The organism is Nocardiopsis sp. iso_237, from assembly GCF_056173345.1.
On record NZ_CM149669.1, the window covers coordinates 1100118 to 1113542 of the forward strand.

The 13425-nt window shown below is 70.5% G+C and carries 12 protein-coding genes; 9 read left to right on the plus strand and 3 right to left on the minus strand.

The features are described from left to right. Positions 1 to 14 precede the first annotated feature (14 nt). The 6 genes from AC0VYM_RS05135 (at position 15) to AC0VYM_RS05160 (ending at position 7357) form a co-directional block, all read left to right on the plus strand. Positions 15 to 1922, plus strand: coding sequence for a Vgb family protein (locus AC0VYM_RS05135; RefSeq protein ID WP_475459521.1), 1908 nt, complete (start codon positions 15 to 17; stop codon positions 1920 to 1922). 127 nt (positions 1923 to 2049) lie between these two features. Then, entirely contained in the window at positions 2050 to 2478 is a 429-nt protein-coding gene (locus AC0VYM_RS05140; RefSeq protein ID WP_475459524.1) for a (deoxy)nucleoside triphosphate pyrophosphohydrolase, read from the plus strand. 168 nt (positions 2479 to 2646) lie between these two features. After that, positions 2647 to 4539: a translational GTPase TypA gene (typA, locus tag AC0VYM_RS05145; protein WP_475459527.1), complete on the plus strand. Its 1893-nt coding sequence runs from the start codon at positions 2647 to 2649 to the stop codon at positions 4537 to 4539. A 109-nt stretch (positions 4540 to 4648) separates the two neighbouring features. Next, a complete protein-coding gene (locus AC0VYM_RS05150) occupies positions 4649 to 5314 on the plus strand; it encodes a DUF6758 family protein (RefSeq protein WP_475459530.1) in 666 nt (221 codons plus the stop codon). Between the two features lie 57 nt (positions 5315 to 5371). After that, the gene (locus AC0VYM_RS05155) at positions 5372 to 6247 is read left to right on the plus strand and encodes a PHP domain-containing protein (RefSeq protein ID WP_475459533.1); all 876 of its coding nucleotides are present in this window, start codon (positions 5372 to 5374) and stop codon (positions 6245 to 6247) included. Positions 6248 to 6352: 105 nt separating this feature from the next. Next, entirely contained in the window at positions 6353 to 7357 is a 1005-nt protein-coding gene (locus tag AC0VYM_RS05160) for an MBL fold metallo-hydrolase (protein WP_475459536.1), read from the plus strand. A gap of 90 nt (positions 7358 to 7447) precedes the next feature. Here the strand turns inward: AC0VYM_RS05160 and AC0VYM_RS05165 are convergent, their stop codons facing one another. Further along, positions 7448 to 8320, minus strand: a complete 873-nt coding sequence (locus AC0VYM_RS05165) for an alpha/beta fold hydrolase (RefSeq protein WP_475462946.1) — start codon at positions 8318 to 8320, stop codon at positions 7448 to 7450. Positions 8321 to 8433: 113 nt separating this feature from the next. Beyond that, the gene (locus AC0VYM_RS05170; protein ID WP_475459538.1) at positions 8434 to 9978 is read right to left on the minus strand and encodes a DEAD/DEAH box helicase; all 1545 of its coding nucleotides are present in this window, start codon (positions 9976 to 9978) and stop codon (positions 8434 to 8436) included. Positions 9979 to 10601: 623 nt separating this feature from the next. Between AC0VYM_RS05170 and AC0VYM_RS05175 the strand changes: the two genes are divergently transcribed. The 3 genes from AC0VYM_RS05175 to AC0VYM_RS05185 all read left to right on the plus strand — a co-directional run bounded on the left by AC0VYM_RS05175 (position 10602) and on the right by AC0VYM_RS05185 (position 12295). Next, positions 10602 to 11300 carry a ferritin-like fold-containing protein gene (locus tag AC0VYM_RS05175; protein WP_475459540.1) on the plus strand — a complete coding sequence of 233 codons (699 nt, stop codon included), beginning with the start codon at positions 10602 to 10604 and terminating at the stop codon, positions 11298 to 11300. Between the two features lie 174 nt (positions 11301 to 11474). Continuing rightward, positions 11475 to 11786 carry a DUF6401 family natural product biosynthesis protein gene (locus AC0VYM_RS05180; protein ID WP_378747907.1) on the plus strand — a complete coding sequence of 104 codons (312 nt, stop codon included), beginning with the start codon at positions 11475 to 11477 and terminating at the stop codon, positions 11784 to 11786. Between the two features lie 266 nt (positions 11787 to 12052). Continuing rightward, positions 12053 to 12295 (plus strand): hypothetical protein, encoded by a 243-nt coding sequence (locus tag AC0VYM_RS05185; protein WP_475459543.1) that lies wholly within the window; start codon positions 12053 to 12055, stop codon positions 12293 to 12295. An 82-nt stretch (positions 12296 to 12377) separates the two neighbouring features. Here AC0VYM_RS05185 and AC0VYM_RS05190 read toward each other — a convergent pair whose 3' ends face one another. Further along, positions 12378 to 13175 (minus strand): membrane protein, encoded by a 798-nt coding sequence (locus tag AC0VYM_RS05190; protein ID WP_475459546.1) that lies wholly within the window; start codon positions 13173 to 13175, stop codon positions 12378 to 12380. Between the last annotated feature and the right edge of the window lie 250 nt (positions 13176 to 13425).

The window sequence follows — 13425 nt, forward strand, 5'->3', positions numbered from 1 at the left end:
AAAAGGAGAAGGCCATGGGCGGCCCCACCAAGAACCACGTGAGCACGACCCGTCTCGGAGAACGCTTCATCCGGCACCCGATGACGGGGCGGAACCTCAAGGAACTCGACATCGCCGCCAAGGCGCCGGTCATCCTGGAACGGGACCGGGAGAAACTGAGGCGAAAGGCGGAGCGGAAGACCTCCGACGGCAAGGACCGGTACGTGTACCCCACCGGGTTCTCCCTGAACAAGGGGCGGTTCGGGGACTTCCCCGACCGGGAGGACACGGCCCACCAACGCGAGTGGCGCGCCTACATGACGGTCGGCGTGCCCCTCGTCGAGGAGCGCGGCGACATCACGCAGCCGCCGCCCGACGTCGTCTCCAAGCAGACGTACGTCAACCGGACCGACCCGACCCCCACGACCTGGTCGCACACGGTCGAGTTCTCCATCTCGAACACCATCAGCTGGTCGCTCCAGGGGCAGGTCCAGCTCACCTTCGGCGCGAAGGCCACCGCCTCGCTGCAACAGCAGCTCCAGAAGAGCATGGCCCTGAACAACTCCCAGAAGACCACCCTGAAGAACAGCAAGGACAACCAGGGCGTCGACACGGAGTCCCAGTCGCAGACCACGAGCACGACCACGGCCACGGGGACCGCGACGGGCACCGGGGAGCTGTCGGCCCAGCTGATGCTCGGGATCACCGGCTCGGTCAGCGGTTCACTCACCACCGGGTTCAAGACGTCGTCCACCCTGAGCGGTGAGGTCGGCAGCCGGGTCGACGTGCTGGCCACCCAGCGCCGCCAGGTGCGCCGGTTCGACTACGAGTTCCCCATCACCTTCGGCGGCTGGGTCGCGCTCTACTACCCCGAGCCGGTCGAGGTCAAGGAGGTGCGGCCCGCCGGACCCCAGTCACAGAACCCGCGGTACTCCAGGGTCCTCGCGTGGAAACTCAACGAGACCGGCCAGGAGAAGGAGGCCTTCGACCTGACCGACGACGGCAAACCCTTCATGCAGAGGGGCGAGGCCGAGGTCGTCTCCACCCTGGCAGGGGAGCACGAGGTCTTCGAGCTGGAGAACCTGGTCTTCGAGGAGAAGCACCACCCCCTCCACAAGGTCGACCTGGCGCGACCGGAGGTCCCGAAGGCGACCCCGGACGAGGTCGCCACGGGGCTGGGCAGGGCCGAGGGCCTCGCACTGGACCCGGACCGCCGGAAGGCGTACGTGGTCGAGCGCGGTCGCGGCGGTCGGCTCCACAAAGTGGACCTCGACAGCGGCGAGACCGAGTGGGTCGCGGAGGGCCTGGGGGACACCAACGACGTGGCGCTGGACCTGCCCGGGGACAGGGCCTACCTCACCGACCACAACAACCGGCGCCTGATCACGGTGAGGCTCTCCGACCCCTCCGCCGCACCCGTGACGGTCGTGGACGGTGTGTACGCCTACGGCGTCGCGGTGGACCCGGCGAACGACCGGGTCTACGTCAGCGACCTCGGGGCCGGAAGGCTGGTCGAGTACGACCTGAACGGCGGTTCGGCGGAGCGGCGGCGCAGCTGGCCGGTGCCGAGGGCCGCCGGGGTGGCGCTGAACGGTGACCGGGCCTACGTCGGCCAGTACGACCGGGGCGAGCTGTACGAGGTCGACCTGTCGGCGGAGGAGGCCACCCCGCAGCGGGTGGCCACCGCCCTGGGACAGAGCATCCGCGTGGCGCTGGACGGCTCGGGTCACGCCTACGTGGCCGACCCGGCGGGCGGCAGACTGCACGAGGTCGTCCGCACCGACGGCGAGGAGAAGGGCCTCCAACGCGCGGCGGCGGACGGTCTCGGCCAGGTCTGCGGGATCGGGCTGGACCACGCCCACGACGCGGTCTACGTCAGCGACCGGCAGGGCAGGCTGCTGCGGATCCCCGGGGTGCTGAACGCCTCCGCCGTGGAGGCGTAGCGGGGAGGCCTCCGGGGCCGACCGTCGCGGGCACCTCGCGGCGGCCGACCCCGGCGGCGTGGGCACCGGGGCGGGAGGGGGCCTCGACAGCCCCTGAGTTCGTCGCGAGGGCCTAGGGTGGTTCCCCGTGGGAGAGACACTCATCGTGGTCGGCGCGGCCATCATCCGAGACGGACGCGTCCTGGCCGCCCAGCGAGCCGAACCCGAGCGCCTGCGCGGACTGTGGGAGTTCCCCGGCGGCAAGACCGAACCGGGGGAGACCCCCGCCCAGGCACTGGTCCGCGAGTGCCGGGAGGAACTGGGCGTCACCGTCCGAGCCGGGGAACCGGTCGGCGCCGACGTGCCCTTCCCCGCGCCCTCCGACGGACACACCCGCCCCGCCGTGCTGCGCCTGCTGCGGGCCGAACTCCTCGCCGGGGAACCCCGTGCGCTGGAGCACCGGGAGGTCCGCTGGGTGCCCGCGGAGGGGCTCCGCGACCTCGACTGGATGCCCGCCGACGTCCCCTTCCTGGAGGCGCTCCCCCCGCTCCTCCGAACGCACGAAAGCCCTTCCTGACAGGGATTCCGGGCGATCGGCGGACCCCGGTCCGCACCCCTTCCAGGGTGACGAAACTAACCGGGGTGACCTGTACGTTTCCCAACCAGCCCGCTATGACCGCATAAACTGGCTACGGGCCGTGGCACTCTGCGGTCTCTACCCAGTACAGGAGATCGAGACTTAAGCATGTCCAGCGCTACGCCCGTCGAGGGCTCCGCCCGCCGCAGTGACCTGCGCAACGTCGCCATCGTGGCTCACGTCGACCACGGCAAGACGACCCTCGTTGACGCCATGCTCTGGCAGTCCGGAGTCTTCCGGGAGAACCAGGATGTCGACGACCGTGTGATGGACTCCAACGACCTGGAGCGCGAGAAGGGCATCACCATTCTCGCGAAGAACACCGCGGTGCACTACACCACGCCCGAGGGCGAGGACGTGGTCATCAACATCATCGACACCCCCGGCCACGCCGACTTCGGTGGCGAGGTCGAGCGCGGTCTGTCGATGGTGGACGGTGTCGTCCTCCTCGTCGACGCCAGTGAGGGCCCCCTTCCGCAGACCCGCTTCGTGCTCCGCAAGGCCCTCGCGGCCAAGCTCCCCGTCATCCTCGTGATCAACAAGGTGGACCGGCCCGACAGCCGGATCGCCGAGGTCGTGGACGACACCTACGAGCTGTTCATGGACCTGGACGCCGACGAGTCGCAGATCGAGTTCCCGATCGTCTACACGTGCGCCCGTGACGGCAAGGCCTCCCTGGAGCGCCCCGCCAACGGCACCGTGCCCGACAACGACAACCTCGTTCCGCTGTTCTCCACCATCCTGGACACGATCCCGGCCCCCGAGTACGTCCCGGACGCGCCCCTCCAGGCCCACGTCACCAACCTGGACGCCTCCCCCTTCCTCGGCCGCCTGGCCCTGGTCCGCGTCCAGCAGGGCGAGCTCCGCAAGGGCCAGCAGGTCGCGTGGATCCGCACCGACGGCACCACCCAGCAGGTCAAGATCACCGAGCTGCTCATGACCGAGGGTCTGGAGCGCAAGCCCGCCGAGAAGGCCGGCCCCGGTGACATCGCTGCCATCGCCGGTATCGAGGAGATCATGATCGGCGAGACCCTCGCCGACCCCGAGAACCCGGTGGCGCTGCCGCTCATCAAGGTGGACGAGCCCGCCATCTCCATGACCATCGGCACCAACAACTCGCCGCTGGTCGGCAAGGTCAAGGGTGCCAAGGTCACGGCCCGCCTGGTCAAGGACCGCCTGGAGAAGGAGCTCGTCGGCAACGTCTCCCTGCGCGTGCTGCCGACCGAGCGCCCTGACACCTGGGAGGTACAGGGCCGCGGCGAGCTGGCGCTGGCCATCCTGGTCGAGCAGATGCGCCGCGAGGGCTACGAGCTGACCGTGGGCAAGCCGCAGGTGGTCACCAAGAACATCGACGGCAAGGTGCACGAGCCGGTCGAGCGCCTCACCGTGGACGCGCCCGAGGAGTACATGGGCGCCATCACCCAGCTCCTGAGCGTCCGCAAGGGCCGTATGGAGAACATGGTCAACCACGGCACCGGCTGGGTCCGCATGGACTGGCTGGTCCCGTCCCGCGGCCTCATCGGCTTCCGGACCGAGTTCCTCACCGAGACGCGCGGCACCGGTATCGCCAACCACGTCTTCGAGAAGTTCGAGCCCTGGTTCGGTGACATCCGCTCCCGGCCGAACGGCTCCCTGGTCGCGGACCGCGCCGGTGTGGCCGTCGCGTTCGCGATGTTCAACCTCCAGGAGCGCGGCACGCTGTTCGTCGAGCCGACCACCGAGGTGTACGAGGGCATGATCGTCGGGGAGAACTCCCGCTCCGACGACATGGACGTCAACATCACCAAGGAGAAGAAGCTCACCAACATGCGTTCGGCCACCGGCGACGAGCTCGTCCGCCTGGTGCCGCCGCGCAAGCTCTCCCTGGAGCAGGCCCTGGAGTTCTGCCGTGAGGACGAGTGCGTCGAGGTGACGCCGGAGAACGTCCGCATCCGCAAGGTCATCCTCGACCAGAAGGAGCGCGGCCGGATCACCGCGAACCGGAAGCGTCAGCAGCAGTAGGCAGTGAACGGGGGGCCGTCGGTCCTCAGGTTCCGGAGCGGGCGGGGTGCGATCGCACCCCGCCCGCTCCGCGTTTTCGCAGGACACCACTCGGGTAAAAACGTAGGACATGAAAGCCCAGCCCTCGTGTCCACGTTGCGGACGCGCCGTACAACCCCCGGGGTTGTGGACCAGCGCGTGGAGGTGTGACGCCCACGGGGCGGTGGCACCCCTCCAGGGCGTACGAGCACCCGGCCCCGCCGCACTCGACACTCTCCTCGCACAGGCCGGGGTCCCCGTGTGGGTCCCGTGGCCGCTGCCGACGGGGTGGGTGGTCACCGGGTTCGCGGAGGTCGGGGACGAGCGCAGCGGCGCCCTGGCGGTGGCCGTGGCCCTGTCCGGCCCCAACCCGCTCGGCGGCGTGGGTGAGGCGGTGATCGTCGCGGAGGACCCGGGGATCGGCCTGGGCGCCCGCATCGCCGGTCTGGAGGGGCCCGACCCCGGCCACGGCTTCGACTCCGGCCCGCCCGACGCCAAGGTGCGCTTCGACGGGCACGAGATGGCGCTGTGGAACCTGGACGTGGGGCGCGACCGAGCCGCCTACGCCGGTGAGGCGCTCTCCCACTGGCTGTGGCTGGTCTTCGCCTCCGCCGACACCGGTCTGGTGATGTGCGAGGTCAGCTCACTGCGCGACCTGCGCGACCTCCGGGACGGCGGCGTCGCCCTGGAACCGCCGTTCGGGGCGCCCAGCCCGTTCCTCAGCCGGATCCTGGTGGTCGACGGCGAACAGGACTGACCGGGGTCGGGTCCCCGTACCGAGCGGGGAACGCCCCCGCTTACGTACAATCGCCCGGTGACACGTATCGACCTGCACTCCCACAGCTCGGTCTCCGACGGAACCGACGCCCCAGCCGAGGTCATCGCGTACGCGGTCGCCGCCGGACTCGACGTACTCGCCCTGACCGACCACGACACGGTCGGCGGGATCGGGGAGGCCGCGGAGCACCTGCCGTCCGGGTTCACCCTGGTCCCCGGCATGGAGTTGTCCTGCGCCTATGAGGGCTCCAGCGTCCACCTGGTCTCCTACCTGTTCGACCCCGACTCCGCCGGTCTGGCCGCCGAGCTCCGCCGCGTCCGGTCGGACCGGGCCTCGCGGGCCGAGGAGATGGTGGGCAAACTCCAGGAGCACGGCGTGGACGTGACCTGGGAGCGGGTGCTGGAGATCGCCGGGGCGGGCGAGCCGGAGTACGCCGACGCCAACACCATCGGCCGCCCCCACCTGGCACGCGCGGTGGTGGAGGCGGGCGCGGCCCGGGACGTGCAGGACGCCTTCGACAAGTGGATCGGTTCGGGCGGCCCCGCCTACGCGTCCCGGTACGCGATCGACCCCGTCCGCGCCGTCGAACTGGTCCGGGAGGCGGGCGGGGTCTGCTCCCTGGCCCACCCGGGGCGGGCCGAGGGCGCCACCAACGGCGCCGTTCCGGTGGCGCTGGCCGAGCGCATGGCGGCGGCCGGTCTGGGCGGGATCGAGGCCGACCACCCCTCGCACAACCGGACCCAGCGCAAGTTCTGGCGGGGCGTCGCCGCCGATCTGGGTGTGGTGGTGACCGGATCCAGTGACGACCACGGATCCCTGACCGGGCACCGGCTGGGCTGCCGCACCACGGCGCCCGAGGCGTTCGAGGAGCTCACGGCCCCCGCGACCGGGGTTCCGCTGATCGTGGGGTGACCTGCCGCCGGAGCCCGGTGTTCGGTACGGTACGGACCACTGCGCGGGGACGCGAGAATGGTCGCAGTGTTGTAGCACTTACCCCTGGATGAGAGGTCTGTAGCCGTGTTCTGGAAGCGGAAGCCGAAGAAGCAGGACGGCCAGGAGGCCACCGATTCCGCTGCGGAGGTCGCGGAGGACACCACCGAGGAGACCGAGACCGACGCGGTCGGGTCCGAGGACGCGAAGGCGGAGGAGAAGGACGTCAGGGCCGAGGACCAGCCCGACGCCGAGGACTCCGGGTCCGAGGAGACCGACGCGGAGAAGACCGAGGACGACGACGCCAAGGCCGACGGGGCCGGTGAGTCCGAGGACGACGCCGACGAGACCGCCGCCGAGGCCGACGCCGAGGCGGAGGACGAGGACAAGGCGGAGGACGAGACCGCCGCCGGGTCCGTGGACGAGGACGAGGACGACGAGGCGGTGGAGGTCGGAGTCACCGGCCCCGACTCCGACGGCGTCACCCGTGTCCGCACCGCCGGGACCTTCGAGTTCGACGGCGAGAAGTACGACATCATCAGCAACACGTGGATCATCGAGGCCGACAAGGACGGAGTCGTGGTCATCGACCCCGCCCACGACGCCGAGGCGATCCTGAAGGCCGTCGGTGACCGCGAGGTCTACCTGGTGGCCTGCACCAACGGCTACAGCCCCCACATCGAGTCGGCCCTGGCCATCGCCCAGGAGACCGAGGCCGACATCGCCCTGCACCCCCGCGAGATGCGTGCCTGGCGCCGCCTCCACGGCGCGGAGCACCGCCCCGAGATCGACGTCGAGGGTGAGGGCGCCCTGGACATCGGTGACCTGCACATCGACGTCCTGGCCCTGCCCGGCACCACCAACGGCTCCGTCGGCTACTACGTGAGCGAGCTCGGCGCCGTGTTCAGCGGTGACATCCTCCGCAAGGGCGAGCCCGGCATGGTCGGCAACACGTACATCGACTACACCACCCAGCTCGCGTCCATCGGAGAGGGCCTGCTGTCCCTGCCGCCGGACACCCGCGTCCTCCCGGACCGCGGCCCGTCCACCACGGTCGAGGCCGAGGGCCGCAACTTCGACTCCTGGGTCTGATCCCTCCGGACCCGCGAACGGCCGGGTGGCCGCTCCCCACGGGGGCGGCCACCCGGCCGTTTCCAGCTGCCACGAGTCCGCGGACGGGGCTCAGCGCCGACCGACGGACTCCGTCTCGTTCCAGAAGTCCGTGAGCGCGCTCGACGTGGTCTCGGGGGCCTCCACGTTGGGGGAGTGGCCCGCGCCGGGAACCACCAGCCGACGCGCGCCCAGGCGCTCGGCCATGCCGTCCTGCTCGGCCAGCGGCCAGGCGTCGTCGTTCTCGCCGTAGAGGACCAGGGCGGGGAGGTCGACCCCGGCCAGTTCGTCGATCCGGTCCCGGGCGCCCAGCAGGTCCTCGGCCATCCGGATGAAGGCCAGGGCACTCGTGTCCAGGAACCGCTCGCGCAGGAAGTCCACGACCTCGGGCTTGGCCGTGCGGGCGCGCGCCTCGGCGGCGAAGCGCTCGTCCCACAGCGTCCGGAGCCGTTCCGGGGTGGGGTCCATCGACAGCGCGGCGATGAGGTTGCGTGCCCGGTCCGCCGCGGGGCCGCTCAGGGCACCGGGGCCGGAGCACATCAGGGTGAGGGAGGCCAGCGGCGCGAGCTCGGTCAGCGCCGCCTCCTGGCAGACCAGGCCGCCGAAGGAGTGCCCCACCAGGTGAACGGGGCCGCCGTCGCCGACGACGTCGAGCACCTCTCCGACCACCGCGCCCAGGGAGGAAAGGCGGTAGTCGGGCAGCTCGACCCCGGGCGGCGGGGTGAGGGTCTCGGGGCCCGGCGAACGGTACGTGCCGGGCAGGTCGATCGCCACCACCTCCCGCCCGGCCTGGGCCAGGCTCTGGAGGAGGGCGATGAAGTCCTCCTTGCTGCCGGTGAAACCGTGCACCAGGACAGCGGGGGCGAGGACTGTGCCGCCGGAGGTGGGCTGGGCCCGGAGTGCGGCCACCGGACCATACGAAAGACGCAGGTCCGTGCGCCGCACACCCGGCGGCGGATCGAGGAACTCAGGTGTACTCACGTCGGGCCACCCTAGACGATGGGACTACCGGTCCGGGGGTACCCGACGCGGATTCGACCGTTCTCGGATCAGGTGATTCAGGTGTTCTCGGGGTCGCGGCGCACGGCGCCCCGGGTGCGACGACGACGGCGGACCCGGCGGGCCCCGTCACCCTCGCCGGACTGCTCCGGGCCCTTGGCGGGGACGTCGGCCTTCACCGCGGCCTTCTCCGCCGTGCCCTCGGAGTGGCCGACGTTCTCACCGCTGCGGGTGCGTCGGCGCGAACGGCCGCGGTCGCGGTCGCGGGTGGTGGAAGCCTTACGGCCTCCCTGCTCACCGCGCTCGCCGCGCTCCTTGCGGTCACCACGGCCCTTGCGGCCGCCCCGGTCGCCGCCGCGCGGCTGCCCGGTGTCACCGATGTCCTCGACCTCCTCGGCCTCCAGACCGGCGTGCTCCCCGCGCTTGTCCATGGCCAGCTTGCCCTTGGTCCCCTTGGGGATGCGCAGCGACTCGAAGAAGTGCGGCGAGGTGGAGTAGGTCTCCTCGGGCTCGTGGAAGTCCAGGTCGAGGGCGCCGTTGATCAGCTTCCAGCGCGGCATCTCCTGCCAGTCCACGAACGTGACCGCGGTACCGGTACGCCCCGCGCGGCCGGTGCGGCCGATGCGGTGCGTGTAGGTCTTCTCGTCCTCGGGCGTCTCGTAGTTGACCACGTGGGTCACGTCGTCGACGTCCAGTCCGCGGGCGGCCACGTCGGTGGCGACCAGGATGTTGATCTTGCCGTTGCGGAAGGCCCGCAGGGCGCGCTCACGCTGGCTCTGGCCGAGGTCACCGTGGACGGCCGCGGCGGCGAAGCCGCGGTCCTTGAGCTCCCCGGCGACGCGGTCGCAGGCCCGCTTGGTCTGGCAGAACACCATGCTCTGGCCGTGGTCCTCGGACTGGAGGAGCCGGGCCAGCATCTCGGGCTTGTCCATCTGGTGGGTGCGGAACGCGTGCTGGGCGATCCGCTTGGTGATGGCCGAGCCGTCGATCTCGTTGTCGTCGCCGGCCCGCACGTGGGTGGGCTGGCGCAGGTAGTTCCGGGAGAGCGTGACGATCTCGCTCGGCATGGTGGCCGAGAAGAGCATCACCTGGCGCTCGGTCGGGATCTTCTTGAGGATGCGCTCGATGTCCGGGAGGAAACCGAGGTCGAGCATCTTGTCGGCCTCGTCCAGGACCACCGCCGCGACCTCGTCCAGCCGCAGGTGCTTCTGGTTCTCCAGGTCGAGCAGACGGCCCGGGGTGCCGACGACGACGTCGACGCCCTCCTTGAGCCCGTTGATCTGCGGCTCGTAGGAGCGACCGCCGTAGACGGTCAGGATGCGGCCGCCGCTGCGCTTGCTGGCGGTGGTGAGGTCGGCGGCCACCTGGATGGCCAGCTCACGGGTGGGGACGACGACCAGGGCGCGGGGCCGCTTGGACGTGCCCGGCTTGTCCTGCGCGCGCTGGAGCAGCGGAAGACCGAAGGCGAGGGTCTTGCCGGTGCCGGTGCGCGCCTGGCCGATGATGTCGCTGCCGTTCAGCGCGATGGGCAGGGCGAGTTCCTGGATCGGGAACGGGGAGATGATCCCCTCCGCCTCCAGGGCGTCCGCGATCTCCGGGCTCACGCCGAGGTCGCGGAAGGTGGTCGTGGGTGTCGTTGATGCTTCTGTGCTGCTCAGGGCTCAAGCCTCCATCTAGGCGGGCCGCAGCGTTGTTCGTGGCCGCGGCGGGGTGCGGTCGCGGGCGGCTTCTGGCCGCCGCGGAGGGCGCGGCTCACCGGTTCCCGCTTCGGCGAGGGAGCCCCGGTGGCGCTGCCGACTGGACCCGCGCGGCCCGGGGGGTTCCCTGGTCACGATGTCTCGGTTCCATCCGCTGGATTGTCGTGTGCGGTGCGTAGCTGGGCGCGTGGGCCGTTGCTCCCTCACGCCGCACTGCTCGTGAGGACACGTTGTGGTGTCCGGCTGGCACGTCGCTGGGCGCCCGCGTCCGCGGCGCCGGAAGGTGCGCGCGGGAGGGCCCGCGTCGCGGGGGTGCGGGACGCGGCGCCGCGATCGTGCGCGCCGGTCATCACGCTGAGTCTAGCTGCTGGTTAGCCCGGTGCACATAGCTGGTCACTGTGCTGTGGACCCCGCCGCGTGGCGGGCTCCGACGGGCGTGACCGTACCCGCTCCCAGCCGGTGCAACCGTTCCCAGGAGGCGTTTAGTCCCCGATTGGGTGCAGGAGGGGCCGGACGATACCCTGACGGGCATGACCCAAGGCTCCTCTGCCGATCCCGGCGTGATCGATCTGCTCGGCCTGCTCGCCTACGCCGAGCTCGGTTCCTTCTTCCGTCTGGCCGACGACGCCGGTCTGGCGCCCTCGCTGCGGACCAAGGGTCAGCTGGCCGGTCTGGCCGCCACGGAACAGAACCACTACCAGGCGCTCCACCGGCGCCTGGCGGAGCTCGGGGTGGACCCGGAGGAGGCCATGGCCCCGTTCCTGCGGCCGCTGGACGCCTGGCACGAGCGCACCGAACCGCAGAGCTGGCTGGAGAGCCTGGTCAAGACCTATGTCGGTGACGGCATCGCGGGTGACTTCTACCGCAGGGTCGCCGAGCTGGCCGACGCCGACACCCGCGCCCTCGTCGAGGACGTGCTGGCGGAGACCGAGCGGGCCGAGTTTGTCGCAGGCCAGGTGCGCGCCGCACTCGCGGAGGACCCGAAGCTGGCCGGGCGCCTGTCCCTGTGGGCCCGTCGCCTGGTGGGGGAGGCGCTGAGCCAGGCGCAGGCGGTGGCCGTGGACCGGCCCCGGCTGGCCGCGCTGCTGGCGCGTGACCCGAAGGTGGCCGAGCGGAACGGGAGGGCGGGCGACTCGGGTCTGGGCGACCTCGCCGCCGTCAGCCGGATGTTCGCCTCGCTCACGGAGGGGCACGCGGCCCGACTCTCCGCCATGGGTCTGGCCGAATAGGCGTCCGGATCGCCCGTCCGGTGGTGGTTGCCGCCTTCTCGGGAGTTTGACCGGGACTTGGTCCCACTTGGTCAAGAGCGGGTAATTTCCAACACATTCGTTACGATCCATTGGCTCGGCGCACATAGAGTCGATGGAGTTTCCCGTCTCCTGACCACGCGAGTAGGTACTTCCATGCCCCGTGGGACCTCCGTGCGCCACCCGCTGGCCGGACTCACCCGTGACTTCCACAAGATCGGCCCCCTCGACGCGCCGGTGCCTCCCTGGATGAGCGCTGAGCTGGACCAGCACGCCGCACAGGTGTGCGAAGGCATCGTCTCCGGCGGCGCCGAGCTCACCGCCAACACGCTCGGAACGTACCTGCACGGATTCCTCGACGGCTGCCTCGAACGCGGCTGGGACTCCGAGGACGCCAGCTATGACTGGGAGACACTCCGTATTCTCGCGATCTGCCGACTGGCGAAGGACCGTGGTTTCGTCCGCTAGGTTGGTGACGTCCGCAGGCGGGTGTGATCTGCGACGCGATTCCTCTCGCTGTCATCGCCCTTCTGGTTCTCCGGCGGAAGCCGCCTCTTGGGCGTACGCTGAATTGGCACCGGTGAACCACGACGGCCCGACCCGGATCGGCGCACCGCGCCGGTTCCAGTGGCCTGCGGAATGCAACGTGGCATTCTCGGTGTTCCAGGGGCGAGGCGGTACCCGGGCACCGTGACCGGCGGAGCGGCCCGAAGAGCCGCGAGAAAGGAAAGCGAATGAGGAGCGGTCGGCATGGGGCGGCGCGCCCACCGGTCGGCGTCCTGATCCAACAGGATCGCGTCGACTTCGCGCTTTTCGCACTGATCTTCGTCGTCGCGCTCGTGTCGATGGTGTTCACCGGTCCCAGGAGCGTCGTCTTCTGGCTGGCGTTCCTGCCGATGATCGCCACGGGCGTGCTGGCGTTCCGACGTATCGAGAGCCTGTCCCGGCAGGAGCTGCGGGACTCCGAGTTCCTGTGACGGGGCGCCGCACCGGCGGCGCACACACGACGAGGGCGAGGCCGACGGCCCCGCCCTCTACTGCTGCTCTGTTCCCTCGCGGCTACGAGGTGGGCTCACCGCCCCTCCCGCGCTGCCCCGGAAGGCTGGAGGCCTCCTCCTTGGAGCCCTCCTCCGCGGTGGCGCCGGGTCGGCCCATGGCCGCCTCGCGTCCCGCCTTGTAGCTGCTCTCGCCGCCGCTCACGCGGGCGGTCTCGCGCTCGGCCGCGTCCAGCCAGTTCGTCCAGCGGGACTGCATCGGCCGGATGAGTCCGCCGCCGACGCCGACCACCAGGATGCCGCCGATGGTGCCGAGCACCGCGACCAGCACCGGAAGGGTGACGGTCGTGGCCACGCCCATCTGGTTCAGCGCGGCGATGACACCGAGGGCCAGGACGGCCACGGCCGCCACGTTGGCCAGGAAGCGGCCGTAGGACAGCGCTCCCAGGGCACCGGTGATCAGGTCCCGGACGGCCTTGGCGATCATGGCCGCCACCACGACGATCACCAGCGCCACGATGCCGTGCGGAATCCAGGCGATGACGTCGTTGAGCAGCGTGCTGACCGGGTTCGGTCCGAAGACGTTGAACGCCAGCGTCAGCACGAACAACAGGCCGACGTAGTAGATGATCTTCCCGCCCAGCTCGCTGGCGGTCCAGCGGCTGCGCTCGAAGTACTCGCCCACGCCTCCGCGGTGCAGTGCGCGGTCCAGACCGACGCTGTGCAGGCCCTTGGCGACGCCCTTCCCCACGAACCAGGCGATGATCCAGCCCAGTACCAGGATCACCAGGAAGCCCAGCAGCAACGGCACGAAACCCGCCACCGTCTGCCAGGCGTCCATCAGGCCCTGACCGATGTCCATACGTCCTCACCCCCGAATCGTCGGTTCCGTCCGGTTGACCGGTTGCCGGTGCCGGGCGGATACGGCGAAGAGAAGCGCGTTACTTCTCAGTTCCGCGATACCCGTCGCACGATAATTGAACCGTTCCGAATGCCGGTGTCGCGTTGATTGCCCAGTCTTGGACGAGGAATGGCCATTCTGTGGTTCTTTTTCGACCGGTGATTCGGGACAATGCCGGGGCGTAATTGCGGAAAAAGAAGAACGGCCCCCG

Bases quoted from the DNA above. Each gene is read 5' to 3' on its own strand.
- AC0VYM_RS05135 (WP_475459521.1), top strand. From the start codon at position 15: ATGGGCGGCCCCACCAAGAACCACGTGAGCACGACCCGTCTCGGAGAA.
- typA (WP_475459527.1), top strand. From the start codon at position 2,647: ATGTCCAGCGCTACGCCCGTCGAGGGCTCCGCCCGCCGCAGTGACCTG.
- AC0VYM_RS05150 (WP_475459530.1), top strand. From the start codon at position 4,649: ATGAAAGCCCAGCCCTCGTGTCCACGTTGCGGACGCGCCGTACAACCC.
- AC0VYM_RS05175 (WP_475459540.1), top strand. From the start codon at position 10,602: ATGACCCAAGGCTCCTCTGCCGATCCCGGCGTGATCGATCTGCTCGGC.
- AC0VYM_RS05180 (WP_378747907.1), top strand. From the start codon at position 11,475: ATGCCCCGTGGGACCTCCGTGCGCCACCCGCTGGCCGGACTCACCCGT.
- AC0VYM_RS05185 (WP_475459543.1), top strand. From the start codon at position 12,053: ATGAGGAGCGGTCGGCATGGGGCGGCGCGCCCACCGGTCGGCGTCCTG.
- AC0VYM_RS05190 (WP_475459546.1), bottom strand. From the start codon at position 13,175: ATGGACATCGGTCAGGGCCTGATGGACGCCTGGCAGACGGTGGCGGGT.